Raw genomic sequence first — 15,572 nt, 5'->3', positions numbered from 1 at the left:
CGGGGAATGCGCCTCGCCTGTTGTCGATGGGATCCTTCACCGCGCTCAGGATGACCCCGTCAGCCCGCTGAGTTCGGTGCCGCTGAGGTCGGCTCCACTGCAATTCGCTCCGGAGAGGTTCGCCCCTTCGAGGTCCGCGCCGCTGAGGTTGGCTCCGGTGAGGTTGGCCCCTTCAAAGTCCGCACCGCCCAAGTCCGCGCCACTGAAATTAGCGTTGGTAAGGTTCGCTCGTTCCAGGTCAGACCCGCTGAGGTCGGCTCCGCTGCAGTTGGCTCCGGAGAGGTTCGCCCCTTCGAGGTCCGCACCGCTGAGGTCGGCTCCGCTGCAGTTGGCTTCGGAGAGGTTCACCCCTTCGAGGTCCGCACCGCTGAAGTCGGCTCCGCTGCAGTTCGCTCCGGAGAGGTTCGCCCCTTCGAGGTCCGCACCGCTGAGGTCGGCTCCACTGCAATTCGCTCCGGAGAGGTTAGCCCCTTCAAGGTCCGCACCGCTGAGGTCGGCTCCACTGCAATTCGCTCCGGAGAGGTTCGCCCCTTCAAGGTCCGCATCGCTGAAGTCGGCTCCGCTGCAGTTCGCTTCGCTGAGGTTCGCCCCTGCGAGGTCTTCCGCGCTGAGATCGGCGCCACTGATATCCACCGACTGCGCCGGGTTCGTTTCCCGCCACGCATTCCATTCGCTTACGCCGCGAAGTAGTCGGTCGATCTGCTCCTGATTCGCCATGGTGTGCTATCTCCCTCCAAATGCTTCGCGATAGTGTGAACCGCGTACCATGGTGCATTATGCCCTGCCGGCTGGTCAGCCTTCGAGTGGGACTCGTTGGAGTTAGTCAGGTCGACTGCCGGCGCCGATACCGTTCCCACTGTTCAGGACTCCGGCATTCATAGCTCGTCATTTAGCGACGAGCCTGTCTTTCGCTTGGTCAAGCACCACGGCGGCGAGGATGACAGCGCCTTTGGCTACGAGCTGCCAGTAGGAGGAGACGCCAATCTGCTGAAGGCCGTTATTGAGCACGCCGATGACCAGCACACCCAGCAAGGTGCCGACCACGCGGCCCCGGCCGCCCATCAGGCTGGTGCCGCCAAGCACGACGGCAGCGATGGCGTTCAATTCGAAAAGGCTGCCCGCATCGGGGTCGCCGCTGCCTAGACGAGCGGCCTGGAGCACTCCGGCGAGGCCGGCCAGCGCGCTCACCAGGACGTAGACGAGGGTCTTGGTCCGAGCGACGGGGATGCCGGACAGGCGCGCGGCTTCCTCGTTTCCTCCCACCGCGTATACATGGCGGCCGAAACGCGTCCGTCGCAGCACGATTTCCCCTACAATGACCAGCGCGATAGCGATGAAGACCATCGGCGCGCCGCCCCACCACGTGAGGCGCGGCGGCAGATTGCCGACGGGTACGGCGTTGGTGTACACGTAGCCCAGGCCGCGCGCGGCGGTGAACATGGCAAGCGTGGCGATGAACGGCGGGACGTTGAGGCGGGTGATGCACCAGCCGTCGAACACCCCGATGGCGCTTCCGAGGAGCAGGGCGACGCCGAAGGCGAGGAACACGCCGGCGGTTTCGGCGGGCGGCCCCAGGAGAGTGTGGCCCCCGAAGGCGATGCCGTTCATCATCGTGTTGGCCGCGACGATGCCCGTGAAGCCGACCACCGAGCCGACCGACAGGTCAATACCGCCGGTAATGATGACGAATGTCATCCCGACAGCGAGGATCGCATTGATGGATACCTGCAGGCCGATATTGTGGAGGTTATCGGCCTGGTGGAAACGCCCTCCGGTCGCGTTGTCGAAGTACAGCGCCAGCACGATGAGAAAGAGCAGGATTCCGTAGCCGGCGGCGGCGCTTACGGCGCCGCGCAGCACACGTCCGGAGGGCTTCGAAACGGTCACTTGGCGGCGGCTTCCTTCTTCAGGGACTCCTGGTCGATGAGCCCGACTTCCACGGGCGCGAACGCCGGCGTCTTTTCGCCACGGAAGTGCGCGTCGATGACATCGATTGTCTGCTTGCCGATTTTGTCCGGGTACTGGACGGCGTCGGCTTTCAATGCGGTGCCGGACAGGATGGCGGTGCGCGCTTCCGGATCGCCGTCGTACCCGATGAGGACGACGTTGGTGCGCTTGCTGTTGTCGATCGCCTTCAGGGCGCCGAGAGCGGTGTTGTCATTGATGGCGAAAATGCCGGCCAGGTCCGGGTACTTCTGAAGCATGTTCTCCGTTTGGGTGAGCGCTTCGTCGCGTTTGGCTTTACCGTTCGGGCGCTCCACGATCTGAATCCCGGGGAACTTCGCGACGGCCTTCGCGAAACCCTCGGTCCGCTGTCGGACGCTGGCGACGGACGGATAATCGATGATGACGACCTTGCCTTTGCCGTTCAGCAGCTTGGCCATGCGCTCGCCCGCCAACTCGCCGCCCTTCACGTTGTCCGAGGCGACGTGGGTGATGACGGTGCCTTTGTTCGCTTTGATGTCCGCGGTGAAGACCGGGATACCGGCGGCATTGGCCTTCTCAACGGCGCCACCGATGCCGTCTGAGTCGGCGGGGCAGAGGATCAGGGCATCTTTCTTCTGGGAAATGAAATTCTCAACCTGCGCGAGCTGGGTGCTGAGGTCGTGATTGCCGTCCTGCACGTCCAACTCCATGCCTTTGAGTTTCGCCTCCGCAACCATCGCCTTTTCCATATCCTGGTAAAAGGGATCGGTCCGACCCAGAAGGGTAACGCCGATCTTCTTCGTGCCGGCGCCGGACGCCGGTGCGCCTGGGGCGGCAGTTTTGTTTCCGCCGCATCCGGACAAGAGCATGGCTGCCGCGGCGATCGCGGCGGGGATTCGGAATTGCATGGGTGCGTCTCCCGGCGTAAAGGAATCGGGATCCCGCGGGGCGGAATCCCGATTCGGGACGATGTCAAACCATTTCGGGATGCAGGAGTTCCTGCAGCGCCGGTTCATTGACCGCGCTGACGAGCGCGATGATCGTGTCGCCTGTCCGGAACGGTGCGTCGGCGTCCGGCAACGAAGGGTTGCCGTCTCGCAGGATGCCGATGACCAGGGTGTCGCCCGGCAGGTCTATCTGTTTGAGCGACTGGCCGATCACGGGTGACCGGCTTGCCAGTTCCACTTCCACGATCTCGATGCTGCTGTTCTTGAGAAGCGCGAGCGGGATGAGATCGCCCGATGGGATCTGCTGCTCGATCATGTGGTAGATGATCTCGGTGGCGCTGACGGTGGTGTCGATCCCCAAGGCCTTGAAGACTTCCTGGTTCTTGGGGTTGTTGATCCTGGCAACAGAGCGCGGGACCTGGAACCGATGCTTGGCGATCTGGGCGATGACCAGGTTGTCTTCGTCATCGCCGGTGACCGCGGCGACCACGTCGGCCCGTTCCATCCCGGCCTCTTCCTGCGTTCGAACTTCGCACCCGTCCCCCAGAACGACGAGATCGCCCAGGGTCTCCCGGATTTCGCCGGCGCGGCGGGGATCCTTCTCGAGGAGGAGAACCTCATGGTTTTCGCGGGCGAGGGTCTTGGTGAGGTAGTAGCCTACCTTGCCGCCGCCGATTACGATCACATACATTGTCAGGCCTCCTGATTGGTAACGGATTCGATGGTATCGCCGAGATAGTCCTCAATACACTGCGTAGGCCGTCCGTTGAGCATGTCCGCGAACAGCCCGCAGAGAAGGCGGGCAGTGGGCACCGTGTGAATCCCCAGCTCGCGGAAGACCTGCGCGCGGATGGGATCGTATACGCGGGCGAGGACCTTGGGGACCCGGAAGCGTTCCTGCACGACCTGGGACGCCATCACGTTGGTGTTGTCGCCTTGAGTGAGGGCGATAAACGCGTCCGCTTCCTCTATCCCGGCCTTCTTAAGCACATCCTCATCAATGCCCACGCCGAAGACCGCTTGACCCTTGAATCGGGTTGGGAGACGCCGGAAGGCGTCCTTCTTCTTATCGATGATGCTGACCTGGTGCCCCTCATCTTCGAGGGCCAAAGCGAGTATCGAACCTACGCGGCCGCAGCCTAGAATCACGATTTTCATGTTGTCACGCTCCTTAGGACGCAACGCAGTATAGCGTGCCTTCAAAGGGGATGCCAACGTGGAAGGGCGCTGTGCCGCGGGAGGTGGGAGCTGAAGCATCGCCGCGCTGAGCGAAGGACAACATCCGGCGCAACACCGGGATTCCAGGTTGCCGTCAGAATGGCCGACTGGCCAACTCCAGGACGATGCCATGGCGCAAGCCTCGAAGGGTGCAGCGCGCTCCGGGTACCCCTGCCTGCGTGATGGCGGCGGCCAGGACGATGGCGCCCGCGATCACGATTTCGGCCCGGTGTGCCTCGATGCCTGGGATTTCGCGGCGATGGATCAGGTCCATCGAGGCGTATAGCGCAATCTGGCGCCTCAGCTCCGGTATCGCGACCTCAAACCCCTCCGCCGTGCCCTCGCCGCCGAGGGCGACAAGAGCGACGGTACGCGCGGTGCCTCCGACCGCGACCACCGGGACGGATTCGGCGCAGGGCGCGGATTGGAACATATCCCCCGCGGCCCGGGCCGCGTCATCGACCTCGGCGGGGGTGGGCGGATCGGAGCGGAAGTACTTTTCGGTAAATCGGACCGCACCGGCCGGATAACTGTGTCGCCACGCGATTCGGCTCCCTTCTCCGACGGCCCATTCGGTGCTGCCCCCGCCAACGTCGATGATGGCGACGCGGCGGGCCGAAGCACCGACAGCGCCCAAGTAGGCGAGGCGCGCTTCTTCCTCGCCCGGAAGGATGTCCACTCCCAGCCCGCACAATTCGTGGATGCGCCGCGTGAGACCCTCCGGGTTCGCCGCCTCGCGAACGGCGCTGGTGCCGGTGATCCTGATGCGTTGGGCGTACAACCGGTGAGCCGACGCCACGAGCTCCGCAACACATTGGGCGGTCCGCTCGATGGCAATGGCGTTCAGCCGTCCGGTACCGCCCAGGCCTTCCCCGAGACGCGTTGTGACGGAGGTGTCCAGGAGTGGTTCCTCCACGGCGCCATCCCGCACCCGCGCAACCAGGCATTTGACGGAATTGGTCCCGATATCGATGGCTGCGACCGGATCGGGCGTATCGTGTACAGCGTCCATTACATCGGTCACTCTAGCGGAGTCCCGTCTGAGCGAGCAAAGCGGGTTTGGCCGTGGCGACGCGGTGTTTCTACATTGGGAATATGGACACTCTGAAGCCCCCGCTGATCGGCATCCCGATGTATCCCACACGAGTGGACGACGCCGACTCCCCGAGCCAGATGAGCGGCCTCCGATCCTATGCTGAGAGGCTGGTGGAAGCCGGCGCTCTGCCGGTATTCCTCCCGCTTGCCGCGCTTCCAATCCTGGACCGGTACCTGGATCGCTTGCAAGGCGTGCTTCTGCCCGGTGGGTGTGATATCGATCCGGCGTTGTTTGGGGAGGAACCCCATCCGAACCTGAAGGTGGTTTCCAGCCCGCGCGACGAGTTCGAGATCGCGCTCTTTCGTGCGGCGGTCGAGCGGGATACACCGGTGCTGGGAATCTGCCGCGGGATTCAGGTGATGAACGTCGCGCTGGGCGGATCGTTGATCCAGGACATCCCCGCACAGACCACCTCGACAGTGGACCATCGTTCCGACGATGAGACGGAACTCCGGCACGAGGTCGAAGTGCCCGAGGGTTCGCTGCTGGCGGCGGCGATCGGGCCGGGCGTGCATGCGGTGAACTCACAGCACCACCAGGCCGTGAAGGATCCCGCGCCGGGTTTGACCGTGACGTCGGTCTGTCCCGCCGATGGGGTGATCGAGGCCGTGGAACTGCCGGGCAAGGCCTTTGTCGTGGGCGTTCAGTTCCACCCGGAGTGCCTTCCGGATCGATTTTCGGCATTGTTTTTCGGATTTGTTTCAGCGTGCAGTCAGCGTGACTAGCGGCTGGACGCACCTGCATTTGATGCAAATTGCCTTGACCTCCGGTTGGCGTTCCTCTAGTATGGAGGTGTTCTGTTCGGTGTCTGCCGGACCAACCCACAGGGGTATTGCCCGGAAGAGGATTGGCATTTGGTTTTTCGCGGACGAAACGTTGCGGCCCTGTTTGCGGCCATCTCGTTAACGGTGATCGGTGCGGTACCTGCCTCGGCGGTACGCTCCGGCTCCAATCCTTTCCCCTCCCGTTCCACCGACCGTGGCTCGCGCATTGTGCGCACCGCCCTGTCGTTCCGTGGGGCGCGTTACCGCTACGGCGGCACCGGACGCCACGGCTTCGACTGCTCCGGGTTCACCAAATACCTTTACGGCAAATCGGAGGGCGTCGGCCTGCCCCGCACGGCGGCGCAGCAGTATCACAGCGGCCGCAAAGTGGCGTGGAACGACATCAAGCCCGGAGACCTCCTCTTTTTCAGCACTCACGGCCGGCGGGTTGGCCATGTTGGCGTGTACGCCGGCAACGGCAAGATGGTCCATGCGGCGAACCCCCGCCGCGGCGTGACAATCGATAACCCGTTCAGCGGATACTGGGCGCGCCGCCTGGTGGGCATTCGCCGCCCGGTCGCCTGATGCCGTCGTTGTGGACTCCGAGGCCGCCCGTTGGGCGGCCGTCCTGGTTTTTGGAGGTTGGGGGGCGAGAGCCAGGGGCCGGGGGTAGGGGGTGGCGGGCTATACTGGCACCAGGAGAAGTACGGCATGGCAATCCAACGTGACGTTAAGCCGGTGGGCACTCGGGAGCGCATCGACGTTCTGCGGAAATCGTGGCGCGCGGAAGTCGACAGCGCGAGGGTATATCGCGATCTGGCGGCCAATGAGAAAGACGCAAAGCGACGCGGCATCCTGTCACGGATGGCGGATGCCGAGGACAGGCACGCGAAACGATGGGCCGAAGCGCTGGAGGAACTGGGCGCGACCGTTCCAGAGGACCGCGAGACGCTGAGAACCCGCTGGAATCGCGGCGTGGCGCGCCTCGTGGGCACGAATGTTACCCTGAAGAAGATGGAGGCGCTGGAAGACCGGCAAACGTCCCTCTACAGCATGCAACAAAGGGCTTTGGGCGACGGTGAAACGGCCCGCGTGCTTCACGATTTTGCCCTGGAGGAAGAGGCGCACGCGCGCGCTCTTCGCGGGATGACCTCACTTCCCGGACCGCAGGGGGCGCTGGACGCGATTTTCCGGCGCGAACGCCACACGCGCGCCGGCACATGGATTTCGGACGCGGTGTACGGCGTGAACGACGGCCTCGGCTCGGTGTTCGGAATTGTGAGCGGCGTCGCGGGCGCGACGACCGCATCGCCCACGATGACGCAGCATACCATCGTCGTTGCGGGGATGGCGGGGATGATCGCCTCTGCTCTCTCGATGGGGAGCAGCGCATACCTCGCCGTGAAGAGCGAGCGCGAAGTTCACGAGGCGGAGTTGGGGCGGGAGCGGGCCGAACTGGAGGAACACCCCGAAGAGGAGATGGAGGAGATGGCGCTCTTCTACCAACTCCAGGGATTCGATGAGCTCCAATCCCGGGATATGGCGGCGAGGTTGGCCGAGGATCCGGAGCGGATGCTCAAGGCCCTCGCACAATCCGAACTGGGCCTGTCCGAGGAGGCGCTGCCCAACCAATGGGTGTCCGCGGTTTCGGCGACTCTGTCCACCGCCCTGGGTGCTTTCATCCCCGTTTTGCCATTCTTCTTCCTGAGGGGCATGACCGCCGTGGTCGTTGCGGCGGTGACGTCCATCCTGGCGCATTTCATTGTTGGCGCCGCCAAGAGCCTCATCACCACGCGGAGTTGGTGGTCCAGCGGCCTGGAAATGACGCTGGTGGGAATCCTGGCCGGCAGCGTTACCTTTGCGCTTGGCGTTTTATTCGGGAATCTGTGACGGTCATCTCCAATCACCGTCCGGAACGAGGCCGGCGACCCGGCGGGCGATAAACACGGCGTCCGTGATGTCGATCCGGCCGTCGCCGCCCGGCGGCGCGACGTCTCCGGCTACGGCCTGCCGGTTTGAAGCGGATGACATTCCGCCGATCCCTGAAAGCAAAGCGGCGGCGTCTGCGATGTCGATCACGCCATCTCCGTTCACATCGCCCAGGCCGCTCACTTTTCGCCAGGCCCCAGCTTGAAGAACGGCCTCGAACCGCATTGCCAGGATCAGGTAACCCTGATCGTTCGGGTGGAAGCCGTCCACCCAGAAGTTGGCGGGATCGTATGACGTCGGGTCTGAGAACAGATCGATCACCGGGACGCCGTAGGCCGCGGCGACCCGCGCAATGGACTGGTTGACGGCGAGGGAATCGTCATGCGCTAACTGGCGCAGCGGCGCCGTGAGGAAAACGGCTGATGGAACGAGGCTGAGGTCCGGTATGTTGGCTGTTACGATGAAGGCGTGTGTTTCCCCGCGAAGCCGGCTCAGAATGGTGGTGTAGGCGAGTTCAAACCCCGACTGAAGCACGGCGGTGGTTTCCTGCTTCTGGATGCTCACGCGGACGTCATTCGCGCCGGCCCATAGAGTGACGATATCGGGCTGGGCGAGGATGGCGGGATTCAATTCCTGATCCCGGATCTCCGGGGCGGTCAACCCCTCAACGCCGCGGTTTTCGAGAGTCCAGTGCGGATAACGGGCCGTCAGCCAATTGGCGAGCAGGTACACGTAACCGTTGTTCGGCTGGCCGTTCGCGCCGGGCGACGATGCGCCGATACCGACGGCGTCGCTCGCGCCAAGCGCGTCGTAGCGCAGAGCCGCGCCCCCGGCGGGAGCCCAGAGGCCGAAGAGGCAGGCGAACCAACAAATTGCTAAATATCGTTGCATAGCCCGATTGTACCACGCCGTGCGCGACGCTGTGATAGACTACCGTATGGTGACGAACGGGTGAGGTCAGCGTGGACCGAACGATGCTGCCGGCGGCGCGGTATCGCGCCGCCGGCGACCTGGTGACGGCGAAAAGGAACGGCGCCAAATGGAGGATCGCCTTCCGGCGCCTCCCGCCCAGATCCACTCATTCACCCTGTTCGGTGGGACAAGGGATGGGCAGAAAATGACAGTGCGCCAGGTTGACGAAAATGGTCGCCAACTGGGCGCCTCTTCGTTACTGCGGTCGAGGTATGATGTATGAACGGTACACCATTTGGCGGAGATGACCTGGTCGCTGCGATCATGTTTGGTATGCTGGATGAGGAATGTGACGACCCGAAAGTGCACCTCTGCGCACGTTGCGATTCGCCGATAGAAGACGGCGTTGAGGAGTGCCCGGTATGCGCGGCGGAGTACGAGCAAGAGGGTTTCTAGAGCACGAAACCGCAGGGAAACCGCTTTGGAAGAAGCCCCGCACGGATGCTCCGGCGCGGGGCTTTCGCGCGAGTGTGCCTGGTGGTTTGGCGGGCGGAATTGCGCCGCTTGCCGCCGGCCGGAGCAATCGCGGTTCTATAGTGCTCGCTCGGTTTGGCACGGTCTGTGCCTCCTCGCTTATCAGGAGAGTTGCAGCGTTGGTGGTGGTCCCCCATCGGCGATGGGCTTATCTCTGAAGCCAACCGACGGCAGCGAGCCGTCAAGAACCGAAAGGAAACTCTGAACATGAAGCTTCTTAAGACCTGTCTACTGGGCGCTGGTCTGAGCTTGCTCATCGCGGGCACGTCGCAGGCTCAAGTGTATTTCTCTCATTTTGAAACCACGAACCTGCCGGGCAACACGATGTCGAGCGGAATGAGCGCAATTACTTTCATTCCGGGCGCCAACATCCACAAGTTTGCCGGCACGATCGGAACCGATGTGGTTCTCTCGAACCTCCGAGTCACAAGCAGCGCCCCGGACCTGGCGCCTGACACCTTCGATAATCCGTATGAGATCACGATGACCTTGACCGACGATGCCAGCAGCGCCTCCGCCGATCTGCTGTTTTCCGGCGTTCTTAAGGGCACCACGTCGGTCGGTTCCGCCAACATCGGAAACACATTCACCGGCGCGACCCACTACACCGTCGACCTTGGCCTGAACAAGTACGTCGTCGATCTGACCACATACACGGCGCCTGAAGCGCCGGGCGGCAGCCTTGGCGCGATCGGCGCGCATGTCTCCGCCGTTCCCGAGCCGGCTTCCGCGAGCCTGTTGGGCGTGGGCATCCTGCCCCTGCTCGGCCTGATCCGCCGCCGCAAGTAGGCCCGCCGAAGCGGAGCCAAGGGCGACTTCAAGTTGAAGAAGGCCTGTCCATCCATTGGGCAGGCCTTCTTTACGTGGGGTGGGGGGGGCCAGGTGTCGGGCGCCAGGCGCCGGAGTCAAACTTCCACCATCCAACATCAGGTGAGCGGGCCTGTAAGCCGGGTTCTGTGCCACCTTTACGCGGCGGCAACCATCACCGGTGCCACTCGTCTGCTGCAATACCGGAGGCGGACTGAATCGCTCGAAGCGTGCCTATAGGCAGATCGCGTCCGCGATGGTCGGGAACGATGACCTGGGAACGCTGCGCATCGTGGCGCCACTTCCTATGGCTTCCCCTTTGTGACACCAGGCGAAAACCATTCCGGGCAAGAACGTCTTCGACCTGCTTGGCGTTCAAGCGGTCCGGCCTGTCTGGCATCAGACCGTTACCTGGCACACCGAAGCCCCCTCGGCCAACTTGATGGGTTCAGGCTCCAGATAGAGCTGGATCGCTTCGCGGATGCTTTGGAGCGCTTCGGTTTCGGTCTCGCCGGCAGAAGTGCAGCCCGGCAATTCAGGGCACCACGCCGCCCAGTCCGAGGTCTCCTCGTCCCGTTCCAGCACGACTCTCCAGTTCACTCGTGTTCCTCCCTCAATCCAACCTCCAACTTCCACCATCCAACATCAGGTGAGCGGGCCTGTAAGCCGGGTTCTGTACCGCTTTCGCGGCGGCGGCCATCTCTCTAGGAGCGCCGTTGCCGGCGCCCTCCAGCCTCCGACCCGGGGATTACCCCTCGCGGCCTTTCGGCACGCAAGGGCGGCGGGGCGGGCTACCCCGATCTCTCCCCCTATTCGGTGTTGCTCCGGGCGGGGCTTGCCAGGCCGGCGTGTCACCACGCCGCCGGTGGTCTCTTACACCACCGTTTCAGCTCAACCCCACCACAGGGCTGAGGGCTGCGGGACAAAGGCTGAGACTCTCAGCCCTCAGCCCAGAACCCTCAGCCCTATGGTGAGGCCTTTCCTTTTCTGTGGCGCTTTCCGTCATCCCTGCGGATGCCTCGGCGTTACCGAGCGCCCTGCCCTCCGGAGCCCGGACTTTCCTCCCCCCTTACGGGCGGCGGCCGCCCGGCCCGCTCACACTGTGCATTTTACCACAAAGACACAAAGGCACAAAGAGACCTTTGTGTCTTTGTGCCTTTGTGGTTCAATTCTCACATCCCCCGGATGCGGAGGCGGACTCGATATACCGAATGGCGGGCAGTGATATAGAGTGTCTTGCGGTCCTTGTCGCCGAACGCGCAGTTGGCCGGCACTTCCGGCGTGGCAATCTTGCCCAGGAGCGTGCCCGATGGCGCGTACACCCATACCGCGCCCGGACCGGTGCAGTACACGTTTCCCTTCGTGTCCACCTTCATCCCGTCGGTCGCGCCCTCCTTGCCCCGTTCACGAGGCGTTGCGAAGACCCGGTCGTTGCTGAGCGTACCGTCCGCCCTTACATCGAACACGCGGATGTTGTTGCGCTCGGAGTCATCCACGTACAGGCGCTTCTCATCCGGCGAAAAGGCGAGTCCATTGGGCTGCCCGAATTCCCTGCCAAGGAGGGCGAGGCTTCCGTTGGGCGCGATCCGGTAAACGCCTCGGAAGTCGAGTTGCGCGGCCCGTGCGACCGGTACGTTGGGGGGGGTAAGGCCATAAGTGGGGTCGGTGAAGTAGATGCTGCCACCCGACTTCACCACGATGTCGTTTGGGCTGTTGAGGTTCTTCCCCTCATAGCGGTCGGCAATGACCTTGCGCGAGCCGTCCTTCTCCGTGCGGGAGACGCGTCCTTCGCTTTCGCACGCCAGAAGCCGCGCCTGGCGATCGAACGTGAGGCCGTTGCTGTGGTAACTGGGATCGCGGAATCTGGTCGCGCCTGCTTTGAGTGTCCACCTGTAGATGATGCCGGCGGGGACGTCGGAGAACAGCAGGTAGCCCTTCGGGCTCCAGACCGGTCCTTCGGTGAACACGAAACCCGTGGCGATGCGCTCTACCTTCGGCCCGTCGCCCACAATGTCTTTCCACGTGGACTCCGCGTGGCCTACCGCGCAACATGACAGGCCTAACAGAATGGTAACCAACAACTTCATGGGAGTATCCTCTCATTTCTGGTGAGACCCGAGTGCGGGCATTCATCGTTCATCGCTCATAGTTCATCGTTTCCGCCTCAGCCTTTTACTGCGCCGAGTTGTATGCCCTTTACGAAGTAGCGCTGGCCGATGATGAAGAGTATGACCAGCGGGAGCATTGTCATCACGCTGGCCGCCATGATGAGTTGCGTTTCGCGGCCCTGCGTCGTGTCATAGACCAGCAGGCCGATGGGCAGAGTGCGGAGCCACTCGCTCTTGATCATCACGAGGGGCCAGAAGAACGATTGATACGCGCCCATGAACGTGAAAATCGCCAGTGTGATGAGGCCCGGGCGAGCCATTGGCATCACCACATCCCAGAATACCTGGGAGCGGGTGGCGCCGTCCATCTCGGCGGCCTCGTCCAGACTCATCGGGACCCCCAGCATAAACTGGCGCAGGAGGAACGTGCCGAAAGCGCTGAACGCCGCAGGCACGATGAGGCCGCTGTAGGTGTCGATTAGGTGCAGGCGCTCGAGTATGGCGAAGTTCGGGATCAGCGTGACCACGCCCGGGATCATCAGGGTGGCCAGGTAAAGCAGGAAGGCCTGCTCCCGGCCGGGCCACCGGATGCGTGTGAAGGCATAGGCCGCCATCGCGCTTGTGAGGACCTGTAACAGCGTGATCCAGCCCGCGATGAAGATGCTGTTGAAGTAGTAGCGAGGGAACGCAATGCGTCGCTGCGGGATACGCGAGGCGATGACTTCCAGGTAGTTGTTCACTTCCGTGAACTGGCCGGGGTGTTTCACGTCCGGGACATAGCGGACCTGCCATTGCTTCGGCAGAAGCGCGCCGCCGTCAACTTCGCCGAGCGGCTTGAACGACGTCAGGACCATCCAGAAGAACGGCAGCAACATGGTCAGCGCCACGAGCGTTAGGGCGGCGTAACTGAGCGTGATTTTCAGGCGGGAGGCGGTCATGTCGCGCTCTCCACGAATCGGTTGCCGAAGCGCCAGTTAATCAGGGTGATGACGAGGATGGCGGCGAACATCGTCCACGCGACGGTACAGGCGTAGCCCAACCGGAACTCCAGGAAGGCCTTGTTGTAGATGTAGTACCCCAGCGTGGTGGTCGCGCCTGCCGGCCCGCCGTTCGTCATGACTCGGGCCTGGTCGAACCCTCCCTGAAGTCCGCCGATGACGCTCATGATGATCACGAAGAATGTGGTGGGCGCCAACTGGGGCCAGGTAACATTCCGGAATTTGGCCCATGCCGCGGCGCCGTCCAGGTCGGCCGCTTCGTACAACTCGACCGGGATGTTGCTCAGGCCGGCGAGGTACAGCAGCATGTTTCCACCACCCACGCCGGCCCAGATGCCCATCAGCATCAGGGACGGCTTCGCCCACGTGACGTCCATGTGCCATTTGGGCAGCATGTCGAACGTGATCGGAGCAAGATGCATCCCCTGGCGTAGCCCGTTGATGCCAAGATGCTCAATCAGCCAGTACAGGCTGATGTTCAGGAACCCGAACTCGGGATTGTAGAGTGCCTTCCACATCACGTAGAGCGCGACGCCGCTGGTGATGGTCGGGATGTAGAACATGGTGCGGAAGGCGACGATTCCCCGGAGGCGCTGGTTGAGGATGAGCGCGAGGACCAGCGAACCGGCGATGCTGATCGGGATTCCTAGCATCAGGAAGACCGTGTTGTACAGGAAGCGGTAGAAGTCGTCCTCGCCGATCATTTCTTTGAAATTGGCGAGTCCGACGTAGTGAAGAGGGACGCCCGGCCGGATATCCCAGTTCGTGAAACTGGCGCCCAACGACAGGATCACCGGCAGCGTGGTGAATACGAGGAAGCCTACGAGATTGGGCGAAAGGAACTTAAGGGCGGACAAGAGGTCTCCGCGGTTTCGCTCACGCTTGATGGACCAGCCGGCGGTCATGGGCGGGTCCCTTTCCCATTTCGCAGCAGCCATCTCTGGCGGATCACCGGGTCGCGTTCGATGTTGTTACGGATCATCGCGTTGATGTCGGACGCGCAGCGTTTCATCGCTTCGTCCGGCGAGAGGTCTCCGTTGCGGATGAGGTCGGTGTAGTCGGTGAGTTTGCGGGTAACGGTGAACGGGTTCACGAACGGGCTGACCTGCGTGTCACGAGAGTATTTCATCACTTTGAGCCACAGCGCGTTGTCTGTTTCGTCCGGGTGTTCGCGGTCGTGAAGATAGGCGTCGGTATAGTCGTGTTCCGGGATGGCGGAGATGCCATCGCTTGTCGCGTTGATGTTGTCGCAGAGCGGTCCGGTGGTGAGGAATCGCAGGAACAGCTGGGCGGCCTCCGTGTTGGGGCTGTTGCGATTGATGCCCGTGCACTTCCAGAGCAGACGGTTTGCGTGGCGTTTGTTGAACGGCATCGGCGCCACTCCCCAGCGCAGGCCGGGAACCTTCCTCCAGTTGATCGCCGCGAATCGGCCGGAAACGATCATCGCGATGCGGCCACCCATGAAGTAGTTCAGCGCACCGGAACCCCAGCCGCCGGCCGATGACATGGCTGTTTCCTCCGACGCGGTGGGCATCACGTGGTATTTGTGCTGAAGATCAGCGAAGAACCGCGCGCCTTCGATGGCCTCCGGGCTGTCCAGCACACAGCGCGCCCCGTCCGGCGTGTAGAACTCTCCGCCTGCCTGCCAGATAGCGTCCGTAAGCGTGTAGCCCATGATGCCGAACGACTCATAGCCTCGGCCATTCGGGCGTTTCACCGTGAGCATCTCCGCCGTTGAGACGAATTGCCGCCACGTCCAGTCGCCTTTCGGGAATGGCACCCCACGGCGGTCGAAAACGTCCTTGTTGTAGAAGATCGCCGTGGACGCGCAGTTCGGCGGTACGGAATACTGGCGCCCGTTGATGGTTGCGGCCGCCTGCAGAGCAGGCCACATGCGATCGAGCCCGTATCCGCTCCGTTTAGCAGAGTCGGTCACATCCAGCAGAATCCCGGCTTCCACGCAGGCATTCAGCTGGTCCGACTGGTACATATCGAACACGTCGGGACCGACTCCGCCGACGCTCTGAACCACGATCTTGTCGAGCCCGCCGTTGTTGGGGTCGAGGCGGATGTCTACGTCCGGCCGCCCCTGTGCCCTGCAGTATTCGCGGAAAAGGCGCATCTGATCCTGGCGGACGGGCGCGTCATCCGAAACCCAGGTGAGTACGGTCTTGCCGACGGGATGTGTGGGCACGTGCGTAACGGCCCAGACGGTACACAGGACCAGGAAGGCGAAAACCGAGGCGAACACAGCTCTCATAGCGGCACGGTACCTCGCGGCATTATATGACGCGGGCGAGCTTCGAGTTTCGAGTTCCGGGTTTCGAGTTCCG

18 protein-coding genes and 1 other RNA gene are annotated in these 15,572 nt (G+C 62.9%); 5 read left to right on the top strand and 14 right to left on the bottom strand.

All coding sequences use genetic code 11. The features are described 5' to 3' along the window. Positions 1–45 precede the first annotated feature (45 nt). The 6 genes from VGM51_11620 to VGM51_11595 form a co-directional block, all read right to left on the bottom strand. Complete coding sequence (locus VGM51_11620; protein HEY3413684.1) at positions 46–717, bottom strand: pentapeptide repeat-containing protein; 672 nt, start codon at positions 715–717, stop codon at positions 46–48. A gap of 168 nt (positions 718–885) precedes the next feature. Continuing rightward, positions 886–1,887, bottom strand: coding sequence for an ABC transporter permease (locus VGM51_11615; protein ID HEY3413683.1), 1,002 nt, complete (start codon positions 1,885–1,887; stop codon positions 886–888). After that, entirely contained in the window at positions 1,884–2,834 is a 951-nt protein-coding gene (locus VGM51_11610; protein HEY3413682.1) for a substrate-binding domain-containing protein, read from the bottom strand. Before VGM51_11610 ends, VGM51_11615 begins: the two co-directional genes overlap by 4 nt. 64 nt (positions 2,835–2,898) lie before the next feature. Next, positions 2,899–3,564: a TrkA family potassium uptake protein gene (locus tag VGM51_11605; protein ID HEY3413681.1), complete on the bottom strand. Its 666-nt coding sequence runs from the start codon at positions 3,562–3,564 to the stop codon at positions 2,899–2,901. Positions 3,565–3,566: 2 nt separating this feature from the next. Beyond that, positions 3,567–4,031, bottom strand: a complete 465-nt coding sequence (locus VGM51_11600) for a TrkA family potassium uptake protein (protein HEY3413680.1) — start codon at positions 4,029–4,031, stop codon at positions 3,567–3,569. Between the two features lie 154 nt (positions 4,032–4,185). Next, positions 4,186–5,103, bottom strand: coding sequence for a hypothetical protein (locus VGM51_11595; GenBank protein ID HEY3413679.1), 918 nt, complete (start codon positions 5,101–5,103; stop codon positions 4,186–4,188). Positions 5,104–5,156: 53 nt separating this feature from the next. Between VGM51_11595 and VGM51_11590 the strand changes: the two genes are divergently transcribed. From VGM51_11590 to VGM51_11580, 3 genes are all read left to right on the top strand, one after another. Further along, positions 5,157–5,912: a gamma-glutamyl-gamma-aminobutyrate hydrolase family protein gene (locus tag VGM51_11590; GenBank protein ID HEY3413678.1), complete on the top strand. Its 756-nt coding sequence runs from the start codon at positions 5,157–5,159 to the stop codon at positions 5,910–5,912. Between the two features lie 129 nt (positions 5,913–6,041). After that, positions 6,042–6,536 carry a C40 family peptidase gene (locus VGM51_11585; GenBank protein HEY3413677.1) on the top strand — a complete coding sequence of 165 codons (495 nt, stop codon included), beginning with the start codon at positions 6,042–6,044 and terminating at the stop codon, positions 6,534–6,536. Positions 6,537–6,662: 126 nt separating this feature from the next. After that, positions 6,663–7,841: a VIT1/CCC1 transporter family protein gene (locus VGM51_11580; protein ID HEY3413676.1), complete on the top strand. Its 1,179-nt coding sequence runs from the start codon at positions 6,663–6,665 to the stop codon at positions 7,839–7,841. A 3-nt stretch (positions 7,842–7,844) separates the two neighbouring features. On the opposite strand, the gene VGM51_11575 is transcribed toward VGM51_11580, so the two are convergent. Beyond that, positions 7,845–8,771 carry a GDSL-type esterase/lipase family protein gene (locus VGM51_11575; protein ID HEY3413675.1) on the bottom strand — a complete coding sequence of 309 codons (927 nt, stop codon included), beginning with the start codon at positions 8,769–8,771 and terminating at the stop codon, positions 7,845–7,847. 300 nt (positions 8,772–9,071) lie between these two features. Between VGM51_11575 and VGM51_11570 the strand changes: the two genes are divergently transcribed. Both VGM51_11570 and VGM51_11565 read left to right on the top strand, forming a co-directional pair. Then, positions 9,072–9,248 (top strand): hypothetical protein, encoded by a 177-nt coding sequence (locus tag VGM51_11570; GenBank protein ID HEY3413674.1) that lies wholly within the window; start codon positions 9,072–9,074, stop codon positions 9,246–9,248. 285 nt (positions 9,249–9,533) lie between these two features. Further along, positions 9,534–10,115, top strand: a complete 582-nt coding sequence (locus tag VGM51_11565; protein HEY3413673.1) for a PEP-CTERM sorting domain-containing protein — start codon at positions 9,534–9,536, stop codon at positions 10,113–10,115. Between the two features lie 193 nt (positions 10,116–10,308). Here the strand turns inward: VGM51_11565 and VGM51_11560 are convergent, their stop codons facing one another. From VGM51_11560 to VGM51_11530, 7 genes are all read right to left on the bottom strand, one after another. After that, complete coding sequence (locus VGM51_11560; protein ID HEY3413672.1) at positions 10,309–10,533, bottom strand: type II toxin-antitoxin system HicA family toxin; 225 nt, start codon at positions 10,531–10,533, stop codon at positions 10,309–10,311. Next, positions 10,533–10,733, bottom strand: a complete 201-nt coding sequence (locus tag VGM51_11555) for a type II toxin-antitoxin system HicB family antitoxin (protein ID HEY3413671.1) — start codon at positions 10,731–10,733, stop codon at positions 10,533–10,535. Before VGM51_11555 ends, VGM51_11560 begins: the two co-directional genes overlap by 1 nt. Before the next feature lie 46 nt (positions 10,734–10,779). Beyond that, an RNA gene (gene rnpB / locus VGM51_11550) (RNase P RNA component class A) lies at positions 10,780–11,231 on the bottom strand. Positions 11,232–11,305: 74 nt separating this feature from the next. After that, positions 11,306–12,220 carry an SMP-30/gluconolactonase/LRE family protein gene (locus VGM51_11545; GenBank protein HEY3413670.1) on the bottom strand — a complete coding sequence of 305 codons (915 nt, stop codon included), beginning with the start codon at positions 12,218–12,220 and terminating at the stop codon, positions 11,306–11,308. Positions 12,221–12,297: 77 nt separating this feature from the next. Continuing rightward, positions 12,298–13,179 carry a carbohydrate ABC transporter permease gene (locus VGM51_11540; protein ID HEY3413669.1) on the bottom strand — a complete coding sequence of 294 codons (882 nt, stop codon included), beginning with the start codon at positions 13,177–13,179 and terminating at the stop codon, positions 12,298–12,300. Further along, a complete protein-coding gene (locus tag VGM51_11535; GenBank protein ID HEY3413668.1) occupies positions 13,176–14,144 on the bottom strand; it encodes a sugar ABC transporter permease in 969 nt (322 codons plus the stop codon). The genes VGM51_11540 and VGM51_11535 overlap by 4 nt, the downstream gene beginning before the upstream one ends. After that, positions 14,141–15,499 carry a sugar ABC transporter substrate-binding protein gene (locus VGM51_11530; protein ID HEY3413667.1) on the bottom strand — a complete coding sequence of 453 codons (1,359 nt, stop codon included), beginning with the start codon at positions 15,497–15,499 and terminating at the stop codon, positions 14,141–14,143. The genes VGM51_11535 and VGM51_11530 overlap by 4 nt, the downstream gene beginning before the upstream one ends. Positions 15,500–15,572: the final 73 nt, after the last annotated feature.

The sequence above is a fragment of the Armatimonadota bacterium genome (assembly GCA_036504095.1).
In the GTDB taxonomy this organism is placed as follows: Bacteria; Armatimonadota; DTGP01; order JAKQQT01; family JAKQQT01; genus DASXUL01.
Note: the sequence above shows the minus strand (reverse complement) of the source record. Positions and strands in the feature narration are given on the sequence as shown.